We start from the raw sequence: 21,227 nt of genomic DNA on the forward strand, positions 1-21,227 counted from the left end.
TTCTTAACTGACATGAGGCGGGCCGGGCGCGCGGCCCGGCCGTGCGGATGCCCGGCTTAGATATCCGCTTCGACGTCGTTGCCCTTTTCCTCGAGCCAGCCGCGCCGCGCGGCTGCCTCGCCCTTGCCCATCAGCATCGTCATCCGCGCGACGGTCGCCTCGTAGTCGAGCTCGCCGAGCTTGACCGGCATCAGGCGGCGCGTGTCGGGGTTCATCGTCGTGTCCCACAGCTGCTCGGCGCTCATTTCGCCGAGGCCCTTGAAGCGGCTGATGCTCCACTGCGTGTCGCGCACGCCGTCCTTGCGCAGCTTGTCGAGCGTCGCTTCGAGCTCCCCTTCGTCGAGCGCGTAGAGCTTCTGCGCGGGCTTCTTGCCGCGCGCCGGCGCGTCGACGCGGAACAGCGGCGGGCGCGCGACGTACACGTGGCCGCGCTCGATCAGCTGCGGGAAGTGCTTGAAGAACAGCGTGAGCAGCAGCACCTGGATGTGCGAGCCGTCGACGTCCGCGTCCGACAGGATGCAGATCTTGCCGTAGCGCAGGTTCGACAGGTCGACGGTATCGTCCGGGCTGTGCGGATCGACGCCGATCGCGACCGAGATGTCGTGCACCTCGTTGTTCGCGAACAGGCGGTCGCGCTCGGTTTCCCACGTGTTCAGCACCTTGCCGCGCAGCGGCAGGATCGCCTGGTATTCCTTGTCGCGGCCCATCTTCGCGGAGCCGCCCGCCGAGTCGCCCTCGACGAGGAACAGCTCGTTGCGCGCGATGTCTTCCGTCTCGCAGTCGGTCAGCTTGCCCGGCAGCACCGCGACGCCCGAGCTCTTGCGCTTCTCGACCTTCTGGCCGGCGCGCGTGCGCGCCTGCGCCTGCTTGATCACGAGCTCGGCGAGCTTCTTGCCGTGCTCGACGTGCTGGTTCAGCCACAGTTCGAGCGCCGGACGCGAGAACGACGACACCAGCTTGACCGCGTCGCGGCTGTTCAGCCGCTCCTTGATCTGCCCCTGGAACTGCGGATCGAGCACCTTCGCGGACAGCACGAACGATACGCGCGCGAACACGTCTTCCGCCAGCAGCTTCACGCCCTTCGGCTGCAGGTTGTGCAGTTCGACGAAGCTCTTCACCGCCTGGTAGAGCCCGTCGCGCAGGCCCGACTCGTGCGTGCCGCCGGCCGGCGTCGGGATCAGGTTCACGTACGATTCGCGCACGAGCGAGCCTTCCTCGCTCCATGCGACGACCCACGACGCGCCCTCGCCTTCGGCGAAGGTGTCGTCGGTCGAACGCGCATCGGCGAAACGCTCGCCTTCGAACAGCGGAATCAGCAGCTCGCTGCCGTTCATCTCGTCGAGCAGGTAGCCGCGCAGGCCGTCTTCGTATTTCCACGCCTGGCGCTCGCCCGTCTTCTCGTTGACGAGCACGACCTCGACGCCCGGCAGCAGCACGGCCTTCGAGCGCAGCAGGCGCTGCAGCTCGCCGAGCGGCAGGTTCGGCGAATCGAAGTACTTCGGATTCGGCCACACCTGCACGCGCGTGCCGGACTTCTTCTCGCCGCGGCCGGCCGCCTGCGTCGCGAGCGGCTTCACCACGTCGCCGTCGGCGAAGCCGAGGCTGGCGATCTTGCCTTCGCGCCAGACCGTCACGTCCAGACGCGTCGCGAGCGCGTTGGTCACCGACACGCCGACGCCGTGCAGACCGCCCGAGAACGTGTATGCGCCGCCGGCGGCCTTGTCGAACTTGCCGCCCGCGTGCAGGCGCGTGAACACGATCTCGACGACCGGCACGCGTTCTTCCGGGTGCATCCCGAACGGAATGCCGCGGCCGTCGTCCTCGACCGACACCGACTGATCGGCGTGCAGCGTGACCGTGATCTGCTTGCCGTAGCCGCCGAGCGCTTCGTCGGACGCGTTGTCGATCACTTCCTGGATGATGTGCAGCGGATTTTCGGTACGGGTGTACATGCCGGGCCGCTGCTTGACCGGCTCGAGACCCTTGAGCACCTTGATCGATGCTTCGCTATAGGCCGCGCTGGGCTTCTTCGTTGACATAGATGCTGAATTTCGTCATTCATCGGGACGTTGTCCACATCTCGTGTGGATAACGTCGTGGACAAAACGTTGAGTTCCGTAAAAAAGCGAATCGAAACAACGGTGTGCTCGGACTGCTCCGAAAGCGGGCGCGACATGCGCGGCCCGGGACGCGCGGTATTTTACTGGTTCCGCGCGACGGCCCGGTTGCGATGACGGCGGCCGGCCGATGCCGGCCGCGGCGCGCCGCGGCGGCCCGTCACACCGGCTTGCGCTTCGCCTCGAGCGTTTCCCACCGCTCGAGCGCGGCGAGGAGTTCATCGTCGATCGCCGCGAACCGCTCGGTCAGGCGCGTGCCTTCCTGCGGATCCTTCGCGAAGATCGAGCCGTCCTCGAGCTGCGCATTGATCGTTTTCTGTTCCGCTTCGAGCGCCGCGATTTTTTCCGGCAGCGCATCGAGCTCGCGCTGCTCGTTGAACGACAGCTTCACCGTGCGTTGCGCATTACGGCCGGCCGCGCTCTTTGCCGCATCCTCCTTGAGCGGCGCGGCCTCCTTCACCGCGCGCTTCGCCGCTTCCTGTTGCGCCAGTTGCTGAGAGCGCTCGCTCTGGATCTGCCAGTCGGTGAAGCCGCCGACGTATTCGCGCCACTTTCCGTCGCCCTCGGCCGCGATCACCGACGTCACGACGTTGTCGAGGAACGCGCGATCGTGGCTGACCAGCAGCACCGTGCCGTCGTAATCGGCCAGCAGTTCTTCGAGCAGTTCGAGCGTCGGGATGTCGAGGTCGTTGGTCGGTTCGTCGAGCACCAGCACGTTCGCCGGACGCGCGAACAGGCGCGCGAGCAGCAGCCGGTTGCGTTCGCCGCCCGACAGCGACTTCACCGGCGAGCGGGCGCGCTCCGGCGCGAACAGGAAGTCGCCGAGATAGCTCATCACGTGCTTGCGCACGCCGCCGATCTCGATCCATTCGCTGCCCGGGCTGATCGTGTCGGCAAGGCTCTTTTCCTGGTCGAGCTGCGCGCGCATCTGGTCGAAGTACGCGACCTGCAGGTTCGTGCCGATGCGCACCGTGCCGCCGTCGGGCTTCAGCTCGCCGAGGATCAGCTTGAGCAGCGTCGTCTTGCCGGCGCCGTTCGGACCGACGAAACCGATCTTGTCGCCGCGCATGACCGTCGTCGAGAACCTGTCGACGACCGTGCGTTCGCCGTAGCGCTTCGTCACGTCGGTCAGCTCCGCGACGATCTTGCCGGACTTCTCGCCCTGCGCGACGTCGAGCTTCACGTTGCCCTGCGCGTTGCGACGCTCGGCGCGTTCGTTGCGCATCTGCACGAGCCGCGCGACGCGGCCCACGCTGCGCGTGCGGCGCGCCTCGACGCCCTTGCGGATCCACACTTCTTCCTGCGCGAGCAGCTTGTCGAACTTCTCGTTTTCCACGCGCTCGACTTCGAGCTGCTGCGCCTTGCGCGTCTGGTAGGCCGAGAAATTGCCCGGATAGGACAGCAGCCGGCCGCGATCGAGCTCGACGATGCGCGTGGCGACACGGTCGAGGAACGCGCGATCGTGCGTGATGAACAGCAGGCCGGCGCGCTGCGCGACGAGCAGCTCTTCCAGCCAGCGGATGCCGTCGAAGTCGAGATGGTTGGTCGGCTCGTCGAGCAGCAGCACGTCCGGCTGCAGCACCAGCGCGCGCGCCAGCGCGACGCGTTTTTGCATGCCGCCCGAGAGCGCGTCGACGGGCGCGTCGCCGTCGGTCAGGCCGATCTGCGCGAGCGTCATCGATACGCGCGTGCGCCAGTTCCATGCGTCGTGCGTATCGAGCGACGACTGCAGCGCGTTCATCCGCGCGAGCAGCGCGTCGTGCTTGGCGCCTTCGGGCGTTTCAGCGAGGCGGTGGGCGATCGAATCGTATTCTTCGAGCACTTCGCGCGTGTGCGTGAGCCCCGACGCGACGGCATCGAATACGGTCGCGCCCGGCTCGAATTCGGGCTCCTGCGGCACGTAGACGGTCACGAGCTCCTGCTGGCGCGTGATCAGCCCGTCGTCCGGCTTCGCGAGCCCCGCGACGATCTTCAGCAGCGACGACTTGCCCGCACCGTTGCGACCGATCAGACCGACGCGCTCGCCGGCCTCCAGCGAGAAGTCCGCGTGATCGAGCAACGCGACGTGACCGAACGCGAGTTGCGCACCGGTAATGGAATAAAGCGACATGGGCAGACGGCGAAGAGAGAAATCGGAAGCGCCCATTGTACCGGTGGCGCACGCGTGCGCCGGGATGGCCGGATGGACGATGGCGGTGAGCGGCTTTTTGGGTATCGGCCGGCGCTGACGGCGGCAGCGTGTCGGCACGCCGCGGCGCCGGCACCGTGCGAACGATGCGGCGGGCGGCCGGCCGCCGCTTGACGGCCGCTTCCTGGTAGCCGCTTAGCAGCCGGGCGCCCGCTTGTGGGACGCGTTTACTTCACGTTGATCGTGATCGTCGAGCTCATCTCCGGCCCGTACGAGCGGTGCGCACCGTCGCCGAGTTGCAGCGTCAGCGTGTGCTGGCCGGACGGCAGCTTGACGTCGGTTTCGGTCTGGCCCTTGCCGAAGTGCAGCGAATGGTCGGTGGCGGGAATCACGTCGCCTTTCGGCACCGGCTTGCCGTCGATCAGCAGGTGATGGTGGCCGGTGTCGGGCGTCATGTCGCCGGCCGGCTTCAGGTCCATGCCTTCGAGACCGAACTTGACGTGCACCGGGCTCGATACCGTCGCGCCGTCCTGCGGCTCGACGAAGAACACGCGCGCCTCGGCCCGCGCGAGCGTCGACACGGCCAGTGCCGCGACACAAACCGCACCCGCGATCCACTTCTTGTTGAGCATGTTTTCTCCTTCGGATTGAAAGGTTCACGAAGCATACACTGCGCGTCCCGGCCGCGCGACGGCGGACGTGGTTCGCGATGTGCACGCTTGAACGACGTTGCGCGGGCGTTCGGCGGAATTCCGGTACCATTGCGCCTCTCGTCCGCTGGCCGCGCCGCGGACGACATCAGCGACTTTCATCCTCCCGAGCACCACATGAGCGAAGTAACCGAATACCAGAGCTGGGTCTGCCTGATTTGCGGGTGGGTCTACAACGAAGCGGAAGGCCTGCCGGACGACGGCATCCCCGCCGGCACGCGTTTCGCCGATATCCCCGCCGACTGGCGATGCCCGCTGTGCGATGTGGGCAAGGAAGATTTCGTGGTTGTCGATTTCTGAGGCGGGGTTTCTGAGGCGCAGCTTCTGACGCGATCGCGCGGAGCGAATCGTATTCGCTCCGCCGGCGCGCCGCGCGTTTGCTATACTCTGCGCGCTGTCCACCTTGCCGTCCCGGTCGCGTCTTGAGCACGCGATATCGCGGACATGGCCCTCCCCGTAGTTCAATGGATAGAACAAGCGCCTCCTAAGCGCTAGATACAGGTTCGATTCCTGTCGGGGGGACCAGTCGACTTCAAACCATTCCCAAGATTCACAAGAAGTCCATCGCTCAAGCCCGTCTGGCGGACCTCCAGCTCCCATCGTTACCCAACGTTGCTCAGTAACAGCCGGAGAAAGTGTTGGTATCTGTGTTGTTGGTATCAGCAGATACCAACAACACAGATACCAACGATGCCTCTCACTGACATACAGGTACGGAACGCGAAGGCCGGCGCGGCCCCGTACAAACTCACGGACGGCAATGGAATGTCCTTGCTCGTCCACCCGAACGGCGCGAAGTTCTGGCGCTTCTCATACCGCTTCCTTGGCAAGCAGAAGACGCTCGCCCCCGGGGCCGAGATAGTCCATATCGCGTAAGCCGATAGCGACTCCGCTCCATCAAGGCATCAATAAGTTGGCCATCCGTTAAACCGCGGTTGGAGGAGCGGTGTAAGCGTGCGCGATGTCGCCGTTCACAATCCTCGCGAGTACGCCAATTATTTTCTCGTATCCGAGGAATTGGACTTCGCCGGATTGTGGGGTGCCCCGGAGCAGCATCCCAGCGAACCACTGTTTTCCCTCTTGCGTATGATCCGCCGACACTTGAAACACCGGTGCCCCGCTCATTCCGTCAAAAGACTCTATCTGGCTCGCGCAGTGGACTCGGAGTCGGTGCATCTCTGCAGTCTTGCAAGGACCTACGTACTCTGCGTCCATTAGCATTGCGCTAGAGATGATGGACTCGCATTCTGTATCGCACTCGAACTCCCGTAAGTGCGTCGGATACCCTTGGATAGCAAAGATTGAATCCCTGCCAAAAGCCGGCCGCGCACCTAAGTCGGGCAAACTGTAAGGGAGATAGTTTCCGAACAGCGATGAGTCCAACCGCGCACCGTCGGCTCCATGAACGACGATATCGTACTGGTCTGTATCGGACGCGCTGCCGCCGTGAATAACGTACCAGTGCGATGTCACAATAACTTCTGGTGCGTTGGGATGATATTGGACGCGCGTATCAGCAAGATTAAAGTTGGCACCTGCATGACGACTCGTTATTGCGAATAATCTATCGCAGTAGCGAACGACGAAGCCCGACCCACAAACGGAGAATGGAAAGCTAGGGTGACCGGTCCGAAATAGTATTGGTCGAGCGCAGCGGAACATCGACGCTGTCACCACGGGTTTGACCATCGCTGCCTCACCGCAATTTGGAAAGTTATTCTGATCGAGCGAGATCCTCTCAGCAACTCGCGCGTCTACGGAAGGTCGACAATGGGTCATTAGCGACGTCCGCATCTGAGTAGTCTGTTTCAGGCAACCTCACCCGATGAACGCGAGGCTTGGGCCGCGATTCAGTATGAAGAGGTCGAGAACTGCCTTAGGCAGAGCGCTCCGACACGGTGCGGCAAACGGTAATCGCAATGCGCGAGTAGCCGATTGCCTCGCTACGTCCCCGGCTCGGCGACGGCATAGTGCCCCTCGCATTCTCCGCCCACGCGGACCTCATCAATGCCTGAGGCCCCATGCGCAAGCCCATCACCGCGCAGAACACGGCCGCGCATCATCGCCTCACTGCATCCCAGCCTGCCCCACATCCTTCGCCGCATGCCAGACGCGATACCGCACCTCAAACCCTTCCGGCACATACACGACCAACGGCAACCGGCTGTTGTACCGCAGCAGCTGACCATCGCCGCGCACCTGCACGAAGTGTTGCTGCGGCGCTTGAGCCGGGCATGCCATCAGCGTCGACGCCGGTCCCTTCACGTCGGTGAGCCGATAGTAGGTATAGCCCCAGCCCTTCACGTCCTCGGCGGTAAGCTCGCCGCCGAACCACTGCTGATTGCAGTCGGTCGGCAGTGTCTTGCCGATCATCAGCTCGACGCGCGCGTCGGCCTCGTTGTCGAGCGCGGGCAGCGCGATCACCGCGCGCTGCTGGCCGGCGGCCAGTTGCGGGAACATCTTGATCGACTCGGCCGACACGGCAGGCGCCGATGCCGGCCCCGCCGCCCACGCACCGGCGGTCGTCACGCAAAAGGCGGCCAAAGCGGCCCGGATCGCGTATTTCATCGATGTGCTCCTGTCTGACAAATAGGCTCCCGATGCTAACGCTTTCACCTCAAGACCTTACGGCACCGTAATTTCGCGACACAATTGCAAACAGCCGCCGATCTCCGCCCGCGGTATTCATAGCGGAACCAACGGAGATCATCATGCTGAAGCTCATTGCCACCGCCAGCGTCGCCACGCTGCTCGCCGGTTGCGTCGTCGCCCCGGACGCCGGATACAGCTACGGGCAGCCGTACTATTCCGATCCCGGCTATGCCTACGGGCCGGCCTACGGCGCCGCGCCGGTCTACGGCACCGTCAATATCTGGGGCGGCGGCGGCGACTGGGATCGCGGACACCGCGACAACCGCCACTGGGACCGCGACCGCGGCGGCTGGGGCAACCGTGGCGGCTGGGGCCGCGGCGGCGGACGTCGGGGCGACTGGAACGACGGCGGACGCGGTCCCGGCGACGGCGGCGGCCACCGCCACTGATCGTCGCGCCGCGCAATTGCAACCGTTTGTATCCTCACACCGGCCGCCCGCGCTCCTCCAGCCCCCCATCAAATGACGAAAGGCCCTCGCATCGTGCGAGGGCCTTTCGCCTTCCGTGACGTGATGCTGCACGCCGCGCCCCGCTCGGCGCCGCGTGCAGCGGTGAAATCGCTCACCATCCGCCCGGCTGCGCATACCCGCCCGACACCGGCGCGCCGCACACATACGCGCGCTGATACCGGTCGTAGCAATAGTTCGGTCCGTCGTCCTGATACTGCGCCTGCTGATAGGCCGGATAAGCGGGCTGTTGATACGCCGGCGCCTGGTAGTAGGTCGGCGGCTGGTAAGCCGGCGCCTGATACACGGGCGCCTGATACGCGACGGGCGGATTCATCGCCGACGTCACGATCGCCCCGAGCACCGCGCCGCCGATCAACGCGCCGATCACTGCACCGCCGTCGCGGCCGTGCGCGGAGGCCGGCCCCGCCGCGACGAGCGAACCGGCGAGCACACATACTGCGGCAATCTTCTTCATGATGGACTCCCACGCGAAGTGGTACTGAATGCGATGCATTGTGGCTGCGCCCGCCCGTAATAGATGCAGCAAGTGGTAACGCGCGATTACCGGGCACGCGCCCAGCGAAACGCTGCGCTGCCGTGCTACGATTTTCGGCATACAGGAGACGCCCCGCATGCAGCCCGAAACCGCCCGCCGTTTCGATACCGAATTCGCGCCGCGCATCGCGCACGCGATCGCCGCTTTCTTCGCCGAACACGTGCACGCCGACGTCGTCCCGTATGGCGGCCACGGCCAACCGACCCGCGTACACATCAGCAGCGCACCGCACGAGCACGTCAGCGGCTTCGCCTATCCGCTGAACCTCGAACTGACCTGGGACACCGACGAAATCGAACGGCTGATGGAGCCCGACGGCGCGGCGCGCTTCGAACATTACCTGAGCGCGCTGCCGAAGAAGCTGAATGCCTGGGAAAGCGCACGCGACATCGATCTCGCGTCGCGCACGCAGGCGGAACCGCTGGTACGGCTCGGCGGGCTCGACTTCGAAGGCTGAGTGCGCGCGCCGGCAAGCGGCTCGGTACGCCGGCGTCGCGCAACGCGGCCCGGTGATACACTCGACCGGCCCCGCTTCGGCGCCGTCGTGCCGGCCGGGTCATTCCCCATCGCCAGCGCCCGCGAGCATGGTTGCGCACGCAACCGGCGCCCGGGCGCGCGGACAACCACGCTTTCGCTCCCGACATGAACGCCGATACCGGCCTGCCGCTTCCGCAACGCTACTGGGCGATCGTCTGCGTCGCACTGGGCATCACGCTCGCCGTGCTCGACGGCGCGATCGCGAACGTCGCGCTGCCGACGATCGCGCGCGACCTGCACGCCTCCGACGCCGCATCGATCTGGATCGTCAACGCCTATCAGCTCGCCGTCACGATCACGCTGCTGCCGCTCGCGTCGCTGGGCGAGCGCATCGGTTATCGCCGCGTCTACATCTCCGGGCTGGCGGTTTTCACCGCGGCGTCGCTCGGCTGCGCGCTGTCCGGCTCGCTGCCGACGCTCGCCGTGATGCGCGTGATCCAGGGCTTCGGTGCGGCCGGCATCATGAGCGTGAACGCGGCGCTCGTGCGGATGATCTACCCGTCGTCGATGCTCGGACGCGGGCTCTCGATCAACGCGATGGTGGTCGCGCTGTCGTCGGCGATCGGGCCGACGGTCGCCTCCGCAATCCTGTCGTTCGCGTCGTGGCCGTGGCTGTTCGCGGTCAACGTGCCGATCGGCATCGCGGCAGTGTTCGGCAGCGTGCGCGCGTTGCCGGCGAACCCGCTACACGACGCACCGTACGACTTTGCGAGCGCGCTGATGAACGCGTGCGTGTTCGGGCTGCTGATCATGGCCGTCGACGGGCTCGGCCACGGCGAAAGCCGCGCATACGTCGCGGCCGAACTCGCGGTCGCGCTCGGCATCGGCTACTTCTTCGTGAAGCGCCAGTTGTCGCAGCCGGCGCCGCTGCTGCCGGTCGACCTGATGCGCATTCCGATGTTCGCGCTGTCGATCGGCACGTCGGTCGCATCCTTCACGTCGCAGATGCTCGCGTTCGTCGCGCTGCCGTTCTGGCTGCAGCATTCGCTCGGCTTCTCGCAGGTCGAAACCGGGCTGTACATGACACCGTGGCCGCTCGTGATCGTGTTCGCCGCGCCGCTCGCGGGCGTGCTGTCCGATCGCTACTCGGCCGGCATCCTCGGCGGCATCGGGCTCGCGCTGTTCGCGGCCGGCCTGCTGTCGCTGGCGACGATCGGCGCGCATCCGGGCACCGTCGACATCGTGTGGCGGATGGCGCTGTGCGGCGCGGGCTTCGGGCTGTTCCAGTCGCCGAACAATCGCGCGATGCTGTCGTCGGCGCCGCGCGAGCGCAGCGGCGGCGCAGGCGGGATGCTCAGTACCGCACGGCTGACCGGCCAGACGCTCGGCGCCGCGCTGGTCGCATTGATTTTCGGCGTGGCGCCGCAGCACGGGCCGACCATCGCGCTCTATGCCGCGGCGGCCTTCGCAGCCGTCGCCGCGGTGGTCAGCACGCTACGCATCGCGTCGCCGCGGGCCGATACCGCGGCGTGACGCCGCCGCTCGCCGCTCGCGCCGCTCACGCGGCGTCGAGCGCGTCCATCACGAACCGCACGCGCGCCTTCACGCTCGCGCGCGGCAGCTCGATCGGCCGATAGCCATACGCCGTATAGCAGGCGACCATCACGTCGAAGGTGCGCACGGCCTCGTCGAAATCCTGCCGCCGTTCGGCGTCCTGCGTGTAGATCTCGCGCCACGGCGGCGCGACGAACACGCGCCGGTGATAGCGAAACCGCCGCGCCGCGGCCTCCGCGTGCGCGGGCACCGCGAGGCCCGTCAGCCGCAGGTAGCCGAGCACGTCCGGCACGCCGCGATCGAAGAACACCGGCCCGCGTGCGCGTCGCGCAAGATCGTACGAACGCAGCTCCCAGTTCAGCATCAACTCGGCGAACGCGGCGCGGTCGCGCCACGGCAGCGCCGGGCCGTCGATCGCCATCTGGTCGCGAATCACGCCGCGCCCGGCCTCGTGCGAGCGCGCGAAGCCGCTGCGCTCCAGCGCATCGAGCAAGGTGGTCTTGCCGGAGCCCGGGCCGCCCGTGACGACGAAGAAGCGCGCGCACGCCTGGTCGAGGCTTTCGCCGTCGACGCGCTCAGACATGCGCGGTCCGCCGGCCCGCGCGCTGGGTGACCGAGGCGGCGGCTGCAACGCTGCGCAGATCGGCGACGAACGTGTCGCGCCACACCGACAGGTCGTTGTTGCGCAGCTGGGCGAGGTTCTCCTCATGGCGCGCCTGCCGCTCGGCGAGCGGCATCGCCAGCGCGCGCGCGAGCGCATCGGCCATCTGCGCGTGGTCGTACGGATTGACGAGCAACGCGCCGCCCAGCTCGGCGGCCGCGCCGGCGAATTCCGACAGCACGAGTACGCCGGGATCGGCCGGGTCCTGCGATGCGACGTATTCCTTCGCGACCAGGTTCATCCCGTCGCGCAGCGGCGTCACGTAGCCGACCTGCGACATCCGGAAGAACGCCATCAGCAGATTGCGTTCGTACTTGCGGTTCAGATACTGGATCGGCGTCCAGTCGAGTTGCGCGAAGCGTCCGTTGATGCGGCCGGCCTCGCGTTCGAGCGTCTCGCGAATGCGCTGGTAGGTCTGCACGTCGGAGCGCGTCGGCGGCGCGATCTGCACGAACGACACGCGCCCCTGCCAGTCCGGCGCGCCGGCGAGCATACGCTCGAACGACTGGAAACGTTCGACCAGCCCCTTCGAATAGTCGAGCCGGTCGACGCTCATCACGAGCTTGCGGCCGCCGAGCGCATCGCGCAGCATCTTCACCGGCTTGCGGCCGCCGTACTGGACGGCCGCCTCGGCAATCGCGTCCGGATACACGCCGATCGGATAGGCCGCGACCTTCACGACCCGGCCGTGCGCATGCAGCATCCCGTCGTCGCTCGCCGTGCCGATCCCGCGCCGCTCGATGTAGTCGGTGAACGCGCGCTTGTCGGCGTCGGTCTGGAACCCCGCGATGTCGTACGCGCACATGAACTTCACCAGCTCGTCGTGCGGCGGCACGACGCGCAGCATGTCGGGCGACGGAAACGGGATGTGCAGGAAGAAGCCGATCGGGTTCTTCACGCCGAGCTCGCGCAGGCAATGCGCGAACGGCAGCAGATGATAGTCGTGCACCCAGATCAGATCGTCGGGCCGCAACAGCGCGGCGAGCTGCCGGGCGAGCATCGCGTTCACGCGCAGATAGCCCGCGTACTCCTGCCGGTCGAAGCGCGCGAGATCGCTTCGGTAGTGGAATACCGGCCACAGCGTCGCGTTCGAGAAGCCGCGATAGTACTGATCGTAGTCGCGCCGGGTGAGGCCGAGCGTCGCATACGTGACGTTGCCGTCGCGCCGCACCGCGGGCGCGGCGTCGGGCGTCCCGACGATCTCGCCGTTCCAGCCGAACCACACGCCGCCGGTTTGCTTCAGCGCGTCCATCACGCCGACCGCCAGGCCGCCGGCGCTCGGGCGCGTGTCCTCGCCGGCGGCGACACGGTTCGATACCACGATCAATCTGCTCATGCGACTTCCCTCCTCGATTCGATAGGTCGCCGCGCAGCGCAAGCCGCGGCGGACGCCGGCCGCCCGCAGGCGGACGCGCGGCGATTCAGTTGCGGGAAATGCCGGGAACTACGGCAGTGGAATGCGCCGACGAAATCAAGCGTCCTGCTCGTGGCCGAGGTCGCGCTGATAGTCGAGCCCTTCCGGGCGGGCGCCGCCCTGGTTGTGATCGCCGTCGGTGGGCGCATCGTCGGGCGCGCCGGCCGGCGGCGCCGCTGGCCCGTCCGGCTGCGGCGGCGGGCGCTCGGCGCCCGTATCGGACGACCGAGGTGAAAACCGTTTCGAACGGTGCATGGCTGGGTGTCTCATGGTCGGCGCGGCTCGAAGCCGTCGTTGAAACATTCCACAGACAATGAGTCTAGGTCGCTTCATTGCGAGCGAAGGTAACAATTACCTTCAATTTGTAACGATTCGACCCTGCGCCGGCGGCCTGTCCGACAATAGCGCCGCGCGTCCGCGCGCGAGCCGTCGCACCGCGATTTGTCAAAGCTTTGCAGTTTTCGTATGACAATTGCGAAACAATGATGCGGCACGGGGCGCGCATGCGGCGCCGCCCATCCAGACAGGACTTGCACTCAGGGATGAAGATTCGTTTCGAACCGCGGCGCCCGGTCATGCCGGCGCGCGTCGCACTGGCCGCGCTCGCCGCGGCCGCACTACTGTCCGGCTGCAACTCGCTGTACAGCGAAGGCGCGACGGCCAGCGCCGGTATCGCGGGCGCCGCAATCGCGTCCAAGGTCACCAACAACGCGGCCGTCGCGACGGGCATCGGCCTCGGCGCCGTGGCCGGCGCGCGTGCGGGCGTGCAGTACACGCAGCGCGTCGCGCACCGCTACACGCAGGAGCAGATCGCGAAGGCTGCCGGCCCGCTCGAGGTCGGCGGCGTCGCGCCATGGTCGACGCACCATTCGTTTCCGATCGAAGACGACGAACAAGGCCGCGTGACGGTCAGCCGGATGATCAGCGTCGGCCCGCTCGACTGCAAGGAGATCGTGTTCGCCGTCGACACGCCGGCCAAGGCCGACAAGGCTGCGCAATCGGCGTTCTACGTCGCCACGATCTGCCGCGACGGGCCGGTGTGGAAATGGGCGTCGGCGGAGCCCGCCACCGGACGCTGGGGCGCGCTGCAATGAGCGTCCCGATCCGTATCGCGGCGCTCGGCCTGCTGTGCGCGGCGGCGAGCGCGGCGTTGTCGGGCTGCGGCTCGGTCGGCGCGGCGAGCGGCGCGCTCGCCGGTGCGGCCACGGGCCTCGTGACCGCGAACCCGGCCGTCGGCATCGGCGTCGGCATCGCGGTGCAGGCGGCGACCGACGAAGCCGTCAATCGCACGATGAAGCAGCTTCATCAGAACCAGCAGGACGCGATCGCGAACGCGGCCGGCAGCCTGGCCGTCGGCGAAGCGAAGCCGTGGAAGGTCAGCAACACGCTGCCGCTCGAGAACGGCGAAGGCGAAGTGCGCGTGACGCGCGCCTATTCGACGGCGCTCGCGCTGTGCAAGGAGTTCGCGTTCTCGGTGAAGGATGGCGACAAGGCCGACTGGTATTTCGCGAACGCGTGCCAGCAAGGCAAGCAATGGAAATGGGCGTCGGCCGAACCGGCCGTGGACCGCTGGGGCGCGCTGCAGTGATGCTGCGCGGCGCGGCGGTCGGACGCCGCCGCGCGGCGGTGTGCCGGGCCGCGCGGCCCGGCCTGGCGAATCAGGACTCGACGTCCTCGAGACTGAAGATTTCGGTCTGGTCGTTGTACGAGAAGATCTCGCCGTAACGCCCCCAGTCGATCACCGCGTCGAGCGTTTCCTCGGCCGCGCCGTCGGACAGGAAATCCTCCAGCTCCTGCTCGAAGCGCACGCGCGGCGCGCGATGGCCCGGCCGTTCGTTCAGCACCTTCTTGATCCGCGCGGCGAGCGGCACGTGCTTGAGCAAATGATCGGCGAACATCAGCTTGCGTTCCTGTGTGCCGAATTCGGCGAACACGCGGCCCGGCGGCGTCAGGAACACGTCGCCTTCGCGCACGTCGGCAAAGCCGAGGTACTGCAGCACTTCGGCGATCGGGAACAGATCGTCGACCTCCAGATGCAGCGTGCGCGCGATTTCGGGCATGTCGGCGCGGCCGTGGTACGGCGCCATCGCGAGCGTTTCGATCAAACCGGCCATCAGGTTGGTCGACACCTGCGGCAGCCAGCTGCCGAGCTCGAGCCCCTTCTTGGTCGCCTCGCCGGTCTGGCGCGCGGTCATCTTCGCGTAGATGTCGTCGACCAGCTTGCGGAACGCCGGGTCCAGCCGGTTGCGCGGATGCTTGAACGGCACCTTGATCTCGGCGATCACGCGTCCCGGATTCGACGACAGCACCAGAATCCGGTCGCACATGAACACCGCTTCCTCGATGTTGTGCGTGACGATCAGCACCGACTTGATCGGCATGCGGCCTTGCGTCCACAGGTCGAGCAGGTCGGTACGCAGCGTCTCGGCCGTCAGCACGTCGAGCGCGGAGAACGGCTCGTCCATCAGCAGGATGGTCGGATCGACGACGAGCGCGCGCGCGAAGCCCACGCGCTGACGCATGCCGCCCGACAGCTCGCGCGGGTACGCGTTTTCGAAGCCGTCCAGGCCGATCAGGTCGATCGCGGCCAGCGCGCGCTCGCGACGCTCGCGCGCGCCCACGCCGAGCGCTTCGAGGCCGGCCTCGACGTTCTGCAGCACGGTCAGCCACGGGAACAGCGCGAAGGTCTGGAACACCATCGCGACGCCCTCGGCCGGTCCGGTCAGCGGCTTGCCGAGATAGGTCACTTCGCCGCCGGTCGGCTCGATCAGCCCGGCGATGATCCGCAGCAACGTGGACTTGCCCGAGCCCGAACGGCCGAGCAGCCCGACGATTTCGCCTTCACGCAGCGACAGGTTCGCGTCGTCGAGCACGAGCAATTCGCCCTGCGTCTTGTTGAAGCCGCGGCTCACGTGGTCGACGCGCAGGATTTCGGCGCCGGGCCGCGGCGGCTGAAGCGGCTGGGACGTCTGGACGGGGGCGTTTACAGCATTCGGATTGTGCATCGCGTTTCGCTCTCAATCGAGCCGCAGCTTCGCTTCGGCAAAGGCATACAGCGGGCGCCACAGCAGGCGGTTGAACAGGGTAACGAACAGGGACATCACGGCGATACCCAGGATGATCTTCGGAAAGTCGCCCGCGGCGGTGGTCTGCGCGATGTACGCGCCGAGGCCGTGCGCCTCGATCCTCGTCGTGCCCCACTGCACCGCTTCGGACACGATGCTCGCGTTCCACGCGCCGCCCGAGGCCGTGATCGCGCCCGTCACGTAGTACGGGAAGATGCCGGGCAGAATGGCCTGGCGCCACCACTGCCAGCCGCGGATGCGGAAATTCGTCGCGGCTTCGCGATAGTCGTTCGGATAGGACGTCGCGCCCGCGATCACGTTGAACAGGATATACCACTGCGTGCCGAGCACGATCAGCGGCGACAGCCAGATGTCGGGGTTCAGGTGAAAGCGCGCGATCACGATCACGAACACCGGGAACAGCAGGTTGGCCGGGAACGCGGCGAGGAACTGCGCGAGCGGCTGCAGCTTCTCGGCGAGCTTCGGGCGCAGCCCGACCAGCACGCCGATCGGCACCCACACCACCGACGCGATCGAGATCAGCACGACCACCCGCAGCAGCGTGATGAGCCCGAGCACGATCACGTGGCCGACTTCGGCCAGCGTGACGCCGGTCGCCACGAAGCTGACGACGCGCCACACGATGTACGCGGTGGCGAGCACCACGAGCACGGCCCACGCGATGTCGACGGTGCGCGACGCCTTCTTCTCGACTTTCGGCAGCGAGAAGCGCATCGCGCCGGACACCGGCAGGCGCAGCGGAATCCGCGCGGCCTTCGCGAAGAACCAGCCGGCCGGCACCAGCAGCTGATGGATCAGCCGCGTGCGGCGCACGAGGTCGAGCAGCCAGGATTGCGGCGCGTCGCCAGACGCGGTGTTCTCCATCCGGAACTTGTCGGCCCACGCGATCAGCGGCCGGAACAGCAACTGGTCGTAAGCGAGGATCACGACGGTCATCGTCAGGATCACCCAGCCGATCGCGCCGAGGTTCTTGTCCGAGATCGCCTGCGCGAGATACGCGCCGATACCGGGCAGCGTGATCGTCTGGTTGCCGACGGTGATCGCCTCCGACGCGACGACGAAGAACCAGCCGCCCGACATCGACATCATCATGTTCCAGATCAGCCCCGGCATCGAGAACGGCACCTCGAGCTTCCAGAAGCGCTGCCACGACGTCAGATGGAAGCCGCGCGAGACTTCGTCGAGGTCGCGCGGCACGGTGCGCAGCGACTGATAGAAGCTGAAGGTCATGTTCCACGCCTGGCTCGTGAAGATCGCGAAGATCGCGGCGAGCTCCGCGCCGAGCACGCGGCTCGGGAACAGCGCGAGGAAGAACGTGACCGTAAACGAGATGAAGCCCAGCACCGGCACCGACTGCAGGATGTCGAGGATCGGAATCAGCACCATGCCCGCGCGCCGGCTCTTCGCGGCCAGCGTGCCGTAGATGAGCGTGAACGCGAGCGACGCGACCATCGCGGCGAGCATCCGCAGCGTGGTGCGCAACGCGTATTCGGGCAGGTTCGACGGGTCGAGCGAGATCTTCTGCGTCTGCAGCGTCGCGATCGGCGCCATCGTTTCGTGGAAGCCGACGACCGCCATCGCGATCAGACAGATGATCAGCGGGAACGCGATGAAGTCCCATCGGTTCGGCAAGACGCGCCACGCGGACGCGTTGGCGGTCCGGTTCGGATTGAAGAATCCGACGTCCATCAGGCGCCCTCCCCGGTAAGGCCGAACGAAGCCGGCAGACGATGTTGATTCATGGCAAAGCGCACGGGCGCGGTAATTCGACGCGGTAATTCGATTGATTCACGATCTCACGCCGGCGCGATGCGCCGTGCGTGCACGCTGCGCCCCGGCGGAGCCGAGTCGGGCCGCGACGGCACGACACTACACCAACCTGTATTTCAGGTACAACCGTGCGGGAGCGGCACGGCGCCGCGCGGGCAGCGCACGGTGCGTGCCCGGCGCGCACGCGGCACCGTATGCGGCGGCCCCGCGGCGCGAGGCAGCGCGGCCGCAGTCTTTCAGCCAGCATGCAGGCCCGAATTATGCCGTGATCCGGGCCGGGCGGGAACCCGCCCGCCGCACTCGGCCGCAAACAGCGTCGGGCGTCACGGGCGATCGCGACGAAGCGGGTATGATCGGGGCTGGCCCCCGGGCGTCGGTCGTCCGACCGCTGCCGGGGATCGACCGACCAGCGGGAGGAAGGGAATGGCAGGAAACTTGGTGATCGTCTGCCGCGATCAGGACGCCGATGCGTTCTACGAGCTGATGCAGGAATACGGGTCGTTCCAGACCCGGCTGTCGTCGACGGCGTGGTACCTGAACATGAACGTCGTACCGGAATCGCTCCAGGAGGAAATCCTGGAGCGCCTCGGCCGCTATACGACCGTCTATATCTTCGAGGCCACGAGCGTGACCTACAACACGATCGACAGCAACGCCGCCGAAACGCTCGGCTCACTGTTCGGCGAATGATGCCGCGCGGCGCCTGCCGGGCAGGCGCCGCATCGGGCGCTTACGCGCCTGGTGCGCGCAGATCGTCCTTCGGCACCGCGTCGAACGGGAACGTCATCGCCACGCGCAGGCCACCCTCCGGGCGGTTGCCGATCTCGCACGCTCCACCCAGCCTCAGCACGAGCCGCTCGACGATCGCGAGCCCGAGCCCGCTGTGGCCGTTCCCGCCGCGCGCCGGGTCCAGCCGCACGAACGGCCGCGTCGCAACCGCGAGGTCGCGCGGCGCGATCCCGCCGCCGCTGTCGCTGACCGACAACAGATACCCCGCCTGAGTCCGCGCCGTCTCGATCAATACGGGCGGCGCACCATACGCATGCGCATTGTCGAGCAGGTTCGACAGAATCCGGTCGAGCGTCGCGGTCGGCAGCAGGAAGCCTGCGCCGGCCGTCAGACGGGTCTGGACCGGCGGTGCGTTCGGCGCGACCGCGCGATAGCTGCGCGCCATCCGCTCGCATGCCTCGTCGACCGGCACGGGCTCGCTGCGGTCCGCGCCGCCGTGCGCGAACACCAGGAACTGATCGACGACGTGCGACATCGAGTCGACATCGCGCACCACGCCGTCGCGCAGCCGCGCGTCGTCCATCATTTCCGCGCGCAGGCGCATCCGCGCGAGCGGCGTGCGCAGATCGTGCGCGACGCCGGCCAGCATCACCGCGCGGTCGTTCTCCGCCTGCGACACCTGTTCCACCATCTGATTGAAGCCGTGCGTGAGCTGGCGCAGCTCGCGCGGGCCGCGCTCGCGCAGCGGCGGCACCGGCTGGCCGCGGCCGAAGCGTGCGACCGCACGCGCCAGCGAACGCAGCGGCTGCTGCAGCTGCCACGCGGCGAACAGCGCGGCGATCACGCCGGCCGAGAAGATCGTGCCGAGCCACAGCAGCATGCGGTCGAGCGAGCGCGGCGGGCGCAACGGCTGCACCGGCACGACGATCCAGTTGCGGTCGGTCGGCTCCTTGACCCACAGCACCGGCGGATGGCCCGGCGCGCCGATCTCGACCTGCGTGCCGCGCGGCATCCGCTCGCTCACGTCGTCGCGGAAACGCTTGAGCGGCACCGGCAGATTCGAATCGTCGGTCTTCGGCACGTCGGGGCTGTCGGGCGCCACCAGCCGCACGCGCGACGGCAGCGGCTGGTCGGGCGTGCGCTGGATGTGCTGGCGCACTGCATCGACGAGGAACGCGGCCTCCTCGACCGCATAACGCGTCTGCATCTGGCTGCGTTCGAGCCGGATCGCGAAGAACCACGCGAAGTGCGACAACAGCAGCACGCCGATCACGAGCAGCGCGAGCCGCCCGAACAGCGAATCAATGGGTTTGCGCATGGGCCTCGCCGTCGGGCACGAACACGTAGCCGCGCCCGCGGACGGTCTGGATGAAACGCGGCGTCGACGGATCCGTTTCGAGGATGCGCCGCAGGCGCCACACCTGGACGTCGATGCCGCGGTCGGTGCCGTCGTACTCGGGCCCGTGCAGCAGCTCGAGCAGCCGCTCGCGCGTGAGCGTGCGCAGCGCATGGTTCACGAAGATCTTGAGCAGCGCGAATTCGCTGCTCGACAGCGTGGCCGGCTTGCCGTCGACCGACAGCGTGCGCGCCTGGAAGTCGAGCACGAAGCGGCCGAAGGCGAACGGCTCGCGCTGTTCGGGCGCCGCCGCCGACGGCGTCGCGCGGCGCCGGCGCAGCACCGCCTGCACGCGCGCGAGCAGTTCGCGCGGGTTGAACGGCTTGCCGAGATAGTCGTCGGCGCCGAGCTCGAGGCCGACGATGCGATCGACGTCGTCCGCGCGTGCGGTGAGCATGATCACGGGGATGTCGTCGCCGGCCGCGCGCAGCTGGCGCAGCGCGGTCAGGCCGTCCACGCCGGGCATCATCAGGTCCAGCACGATCAGGTCGGGGCGCTCGCGCTCGAGGCGCTTTTCGAGCGTCGCCGCGTCGTGCAGCACGGACACTTCCATCCCCTGCCGCACGAGATAGTCGCGCAGCAGGTCTCGGAGTTCTTGGTCGTCGTCGACGATGAGGATCTGGGTAGTCATGGCCGCAAGTTTAGCGCGCGAGCGCGGCATGAAAGAACGGGACAAACGCGCGAAAGGGTTACTGCGGGTTACCGCGCAAGCCAACTGTAATGCGCGGTAACCCGCCAACCTCCCCGCGTAACACCGGCCTGCGGACGCCCCGCTAACCTGCGTCTTACCGGATGCGGCACGCGGGCCACCCCGCGCAGCGCATCGCCGGACCCGTTCGATTCAAGGAGTTTCCGAAATGTACAAGACTTCCCGCGCGGCCCTCGCAGCCGCCACCGTGCTCGCTCTCGCCTTCGGCACCGCGCATGCCGCGCCGCCCGCCGACATGCCGCCGCCCGGCGGCCCCGGCATGCACATGATGCATGGCGGTCACGACGGCGGCCCGTTCGGCGCGATCATGAAGCTGCACGATCAACTCAAGCTCAACGCGTCGCAGGAACAGCAGTGGCAAGCGGCCGTCAACACGATGAAGCAGAACCACGAGGCGATGCGCAAGAGCCACGAGCAATTGCGCGAGCAGTTCAGCGCGCAGCAGAACCAGCCGATTCTCGACCTGAACGCGATGCACGCGGCCCGCCAGCAGGCCGAGCAGCAGAACGCGCAGCTGCGCGAGCAGAGCGCCGCCGCATGGCTCGCCTTCTACAACGGGCTGAACGACCAGCAGAAGACCACCGTCAGCACGGCGCTCAAGCAGCAATTCGCGCGGATGGAGCAGCGTCACGAGAAGATGAAGCAGCGCTGGGAGCAGCACCGCGCGGCGAAGGCCGCGTCGGCACCGGCGCAGTAAGCCGGCCCGCAGTAAGTCGGCCGCTCGCCGGCGGCATTGCAGGAGACGCGTGGCTTCGTGCCCGCGTCTCCTGTTTCATTTCAGGCAGCGTCGAACCGGCCAAGTCCGAACGCGTCTCGGTC

Annotated in this window: 20 protein-coding genes, 1 tRNA gene and 1 pseudogene; 10 read left to right on the forward strand and 12 right to left on the reverse strand. The window is 67.2% G+C overall.

Annotated elements, in window-relative coordinates; translation table 11 throughout:
• Nucleotides 1-56: 56 nt before the first annotated feature.
• The 3 genes from MYA_RS10545 to MYA_RS10555 all read right to left on the reverse strand — a co-directional run bounded on the left by MYA_RS10545 (nucleotide 57) and on the right by MYA_RS10555 (nucleotide 4,877).
• Nucleotides 57-2,039 (reverse strand): DNA topoisomerase IV subunit B, encoded by a 1,983-nt coding sequence (locus tag MYA_RS10545; protein ID WP_011885642.1) that lies wholly within the window; start codon nucleotides 2,037-2,039, stop codon nucleotides 57-59.
• A gap of 238 nt (nucleotides 2,040-2,277) precedes the next feature.
• Nucleotides 2,278-4,227, reverse strand: coding sequence for an ATP-binding cassette domain-containing protein (locus MYA_RS10550; RefSeq protein ID WP_041493872.1), 1,950 nt, complete (start codon nucleotides 4,225-4,227; stop codon nucleotides 2,278-2,280).
• 245 nt (nucleotides 4,228-4,472) lie between these two features.
• A complete protein-coding gene (locus MYA_RS10555) occupies nucleotides 4,473-4,877 on the reverse strand; it encodes a DUF4399 domain-containing protein (RefSeq protein WP_011885644.1) in 405 nt (134 codons plus the stop codon).
• Between the two features lie 195 nt (nucleotides 4,878-5,072).
• Between MYA_RS10555 and MYA_RS10560 the strand changes: the two genes are divergently transcribed.
• The 3 genes and pseudogenes from MYA_RS10560 to MYA_RS10570 all read left to right on the forward strand — a co-directional run.
• On the forward strand, nucleotides 5,073-5,255 hold the full coding sequence (locus tag MYA_RS10560) for a rubredoxin (RefSeq protein WP_011885645.1): 183 nt from the start codon (nucleotides 5,073-5,075) through the stop codon (nucleotides 5,253-5,255).
• Between the two features lie 150 nt (nucleotides 5,256-5,405).
• Nucleotides 5,406-5,480 (forward strand) — tRNA-Arg (locus MYA_RS10565).
• A gap of 165 nt (nucleotides 5,481-5,645) precedes the next feature.
• Nucleotides 5,646-5,807 (forward strand): annotated as a pseudogene (locus MYA_RS10570) (Arm DNA-binding domain-containing protein); the annotation flags it as partial.
• A gap of 1,215 nt (nucleotides 5,808-7,022) precedes the next feature.
• On the opposite strand, the gene eco reads toward MYA_RS10570, so the two are convergent.
• A complete protein-coding gene (gene eco, locus MYA_RS10580) occupies nucleotides 7,023-7,523 on the reverse strand; it encodes a serine protease inhibitor ecotin (RefSeq protein ID WP_014723434.1) in 501 nt (166 codons plus the stop codon).
• A gap of 143 nt (nucleotides 7,524-7,666) precedes the next feature.
• Between eco and MYA_RS10585 the strand changes: the two genes are divergently transcribed.
• A complete protein-coding gene (locus MYA_RS10585; RefSeq protein ID WP_011885670.1) occupies nucleotides 7,667-7,996 on the forward strand; it encodes a hypothetical protein in 330 nt (109 codons plus the stop codon).
• Between the two features lie 172 nt (nucleotides 7,997-8,168).
• On the opposite strand, the gene MYA_RS10590 is transcribed toward MYA_RS10585, so the two are convergent.
• Nucleotides 8,169-8,570 (reverse strand): hypothetical protein, encoded by a 402-nt coding sequence (locus tag MYA_RS10590; RefSeq protein ID WP_011885671.1) that lies wholly within the window; start codon nucleotides 8,568-8,570, stop codon nucleotides 8,169-8,171.
• A gap of 118 nt (nucleotides 8,571-8,688) precedes the next feature.
• Between MYA_RS10590 and MYA_RS10595 the strand changes: the two genes are divergently transcribed.
• Nucleotides 8,689-9,069: a DUF5594 family protein gene (locus MYA_RS10595; RefSeq protein ID WP_014723435.1), complete on the forward strand. Its 381-nt coding sequence runs from the start codon at nucleotides 8,689-8,691 to the stop codon at nucleotides 9,067-9,069.
• A 185-nt stretch (nucleotides 9,070-9,254) separates the two neighbouring features.
• Nucleotides 9,255-10,622, forward strand: coding sequence for an MFS transporter (locus tag MYA_RS10600; RefSeq protein WP_041493874.1), 1,368 nt, complete (start codon nucleotides 9,255-9,257; stop codon nucleotides 10,620-10,622).
• 25 nt (nucleotides 10,623-10,647) lie between these two features.
• Here the strand turns inward: MYA_RS10600 and MYA_RS10605 are convergent, their stop codons facing one another.
• The 3 genes from MYA_RS10605 to MYA_RS10615 all read right to left on the reverse strand — a co-directional run bounded on the left by MYA_RS10605 (nucleotide 10,648) and on the right by MYA_RS10615 (nucleotide 12,973).
• Nucleotides 10,648-11,226: an AAA family ATPase gene (locus MYA_RS10605; protein ID WP_014723437.1), complete on the reverse strand. Its 579-nt coding sequence runs from the start codon at nucleotides 11,224-11,226 to the stop codon at nucleotides 10,648-10,650.
• On the reverse strand, nucleotides 11,219-12,640 hold the full coding sequence (gene otsA / locus MYA_RS10610; protein ID WP_014723438.1) for an alpha,alpha-trehalose-phosphate synthase (UDP-forming): 1,422 nt from the start codon (nucleotides 12,638-12,640) through the stop codon (nucleotides 11,219-11,221). The genes MYA_RS10605 and otsA overlap by 8 nt, the downstream gene beginning before the upstream one ends.
• 135 nt (nucleotides 12,641-12,775) lie before the next feature.
• Nucleotides 12,776-12,973, reverse strand: a complete 198-nt coding sequence (locus tag MYA_RS10615) for a hypothetical protein (protein WP_014723439.1) — start codon at nucleotides 12,971-12,973, stop codon at nucleotides 12,776-12,778.
• Nucleotides 12,974-13,221: 248 nt separating this feature from the next.
• Here MYA_RS10615 and MYA_RS10620 point away from each other — a divergent pair, with 248 nt between their 5' ends.
• Nucleotides 13,222-13,812 (forward strand): hypothetical protein, encoded by a 591-nt coding sequence (locus tag MYA_RS10620; RefSeq protein ID WP_224020498.1) that lies wholly within the window; start codon nucleotides 13,222-13,224, stop codon nucleotides 13,810-13,812.
• Nucleotides 13,809-14,306 carry a hypothetical protein gene (locus MYA_RS10625; protein ID WP_011885677.1) on the forward strand — a complete coding sequence of 166 codons (498 nt, stop codon included), beginning with the start codon at nucleotides 13,809-13,811 and terminating at the stop codon, nucleotides 14,304-14,306. The genes MYA_RS10620 and MYA_RS10625 overlap by 4 nt, the downstream gene beginning before the upstream one ends.
• A 70-nt stretch (nucleotides 14,307-14,376) precedes the next feature.
• On the opposite strand, the gene MYA_RS10630 is transcribed toward MYA_RS10625, so the two are convergent.
• Together MYA_RS10630 and MYA_RS10635 are read right to left on the reverse strand one after the other, a co-directional pair.
• Nucleotides 14,377-15,723, reverse strand: coding sequence for an ABC transporter ATP-binding protein (locus tag MYA_RS10630; RefSeq protein WP_014723441.1), 1,347 nt, complete (start codon nucleotides 15,721-15,723; stop codon nucleotides 14,377-14,379).
• A gap of 12 nt (nucleotides 15,724-15,735) precedes the next feature.
• Nucleotides 15,736-17,493, reverse strand: coding sequence for an ABC transporter permease (locus tag MYA_RS10635; protein WP_011885679.1), 1,758 nt, complete (start codon nucleotides 17,491-17,493; stop codon nucleotides 15,736-15,738).
• 504 nt (nucleotides 17,494-17,997) lie between these two features.
• Between MYA_RS10635 and MYA_RS10640 the strand changes: the two genes are divergently transcribed.
• Entirely contained in the window at nucleotides 17,998-18,264 is a 267-nt protein-coding gene (locus MYA_RS10640) for a double-stranded DNA-specific endonuclease (RefSeq protein WP_011885680.1), read from the forward strand.
• A gap of 40 nt (nucleotides 18,265-18,304) precedes the next feature.
• On the opposite strand, the gene MYA_RS10645 is transcribed toward MYA_RS10640, so the two are convergent.
• Together MYA_RS10645 and MYA_RS10650 are read right to left on the reverse strand one after the other, a co-directional pair.
• Complete coding sequence (locus tag MYA_RS10645; protein ID WP_011885681.1) at nucleotides 18,305-19,621, reverse strand: ATP-binding protein; 1,317 nt, start codon at nucleotides 19,619-19,621, stop codon at nucleotides 18,305-18,307.
• Nucleotides 19,605-20,330: a response regulator gene (locus tag MYA_RS10650; RefSeq protein ID WP_009693256.1), complete on the reverse strand. Its 726-nt coding sequence runs from the start codon at nucleotides 20,328-20,330 to the stop codon at nucleotides 19,605-19,607. Before MYA_RS10650 ends, MYA_RS10645 begins: the two co-directional genes overlap by 17 nt.
• Before the next feature lie 226 nt (nucleotides 20,331-20,556).
• On the opposite strand from MYA_RS10650, the gene MYA_RS10655 reads away from it, so the two are divergent.
• Entirely contained in the window at nucleotides 20,557-21,105 is a 549-nt protein-coding gene (locus MYA_RS10655; protein ID WP_011885682.1) for a periplasmic heavy metal sensor, read from the forward strand.
• The last annotated feature ends 122 nt before the right edge of the window (nucleotides 21,106-21,227 follow it).

The sequence above is a fragment of the Burkholderia sp. KJ006 genome (genome assembly GCF_000262695.1).
Lineage (GTDB): Bacteria > Pseudomonadota > Gammaproteobacteria > Burkholderiales > Burkholderiaceae > Burkholderia > Burkholderia vietnamiensis.

Bases quoted from the DNA above. Each gene is read 5' to 3' on its own strand.
- MYA_RS10545 (WP_011885642.1), bottom strand. From the start codon at position 2,039: ATGTCAACGAAGAAGCCCAGCGCGGCCTATAGCGAAGCATCGATCAAG.
- MYA_RS10550 (WP_041493872.1), bottom strand. From the start codon at position 4,227: ATGTCGCTTTATTCCATTACCGGTGCGCAACTCGCGTTCGGTCACGTC.
- MYA_RS10555 (WP_011885644.1), bottom strand. From the start codon at position 4,877: ATGCTCAACAAGAAGTGGATCGCGGGTGCGGTTTGTGTCGCGGCACTG.
- MYA_RS10560 (WP_011885645.1), top strand. From the start codon at position 5,073: ATGAGCGAAGTAACCGAATACCAGAGCTGGGTCTGCCTGATTTGCGGG.
- eco (WP_014723434.1), bottom strand. From the start codon at position 7,523: ATGAAATACGCGATCCGGGCCGCTTTGGCCGCCTTTTGCGTGACGACC.
- MYA_RS10585 (WP_011885670.1), top strand. From the start codon at position 7,667: ATGCTGAAGCTCATTGCCACCGCCAGCGTCGCCACGCTGCTCGCCGGT.
- MYA_RS10590 (WP_011885671.1), bottom strand. From the start codon at position 8,570: ATGCATCGCATTCAGTACCACTTCGCGTGGGAGTCCATCATGAAGAAG.
- MYA_RS10595 (WP_014723435.1), top strand. From the start codon at position 8,689: ATGCAGCCCGAAACCGCCCGCCGTTTCGATACCGAATTCGCGCCGCGC.
- MYA_RS10600 (WP_041493874.1), top strand. From the start codon at position 9,255: ATGAACGCCGATACCGGCCTGCCGCTTCCGCAACGCTACTGGGCGATC.
- MYA_RS10605 (WP_014723437.1), bottom strand. From the start codon at position 11,226: ATGTCTGAGCGCGTCGACGGCGAAAGCCTCGACCAGGCGTGCGCGCGC.
- otsA (WP_014723438.1), bottom strand. From the start codon at position 12,640: ATGAGCAGATTGATCGTGGTATCGAACCGTGTCGCCGCCGGCGAGGAC.
- MYA_RS10615 (WP_014723439.1), bottom strand. From the start codon at position 12,973: ATGCACCGTTCGAAACGGTTTTCACCTCGGTCGTCCGATACGGGCGCC.
- MYA_RS10620 (WP_224020498.1), top strand. From the start codon at position 13,222: ATGCGGCGCCGCCCATCCAGACAGGACTTGCACTCAGGGATGAAGATT.
- MYA_RS10625 (WP_011885677.1), top strand. From the start codon at position 13,809: ATGAGCGTCCCGATCCGTATCGCGGCGCTCGGCCTGCTGTGCGCGGCG.
- MYA_RS10630 (WP_014723441.1), bottom strand. From the start codon at position 15,723: ATGCACAATCCGAATGCTGTAAACGCCCCCGTCCAGACGTCCCAGCCG.
- MYA_RS10635 (WP_011885679.1), bottom strand. From the start codon at position 17,493: ATGGACGTCGGATTCTTCAATCCGAACCGGACCGCCAACGCGTCCGCG.
- MYA_RS10640 (WP_011885680.1), top strand. From the start codon at position 17,998: ATGGCAGGAAACTTGGTGATCGTCTGCCGCGATCAGGACGCCGATGCG.
- MYA_RS10645 (WP_011885681.1), bottom strand. From the start codon at position 19,621: ATGCGCAAACCCATTGATTCGCTGTTCGGGCGGCTCGCGCTGCTCGTG.
- MYA_RS10650 (WP_009693256.1), bottom strand. From the start codon at position 20,330: ATGACTACCCAGATCCTCATCGTCGACGACGACCAAGAACTCCGAGAC.
- MYA_RS10655 (WP_011885682.1), top strand. From the start codon at position 20,557: ATGTACAAGACTTCCCGCGCGGCCCTCGCAGCCGCCACCGTGCTCGCT.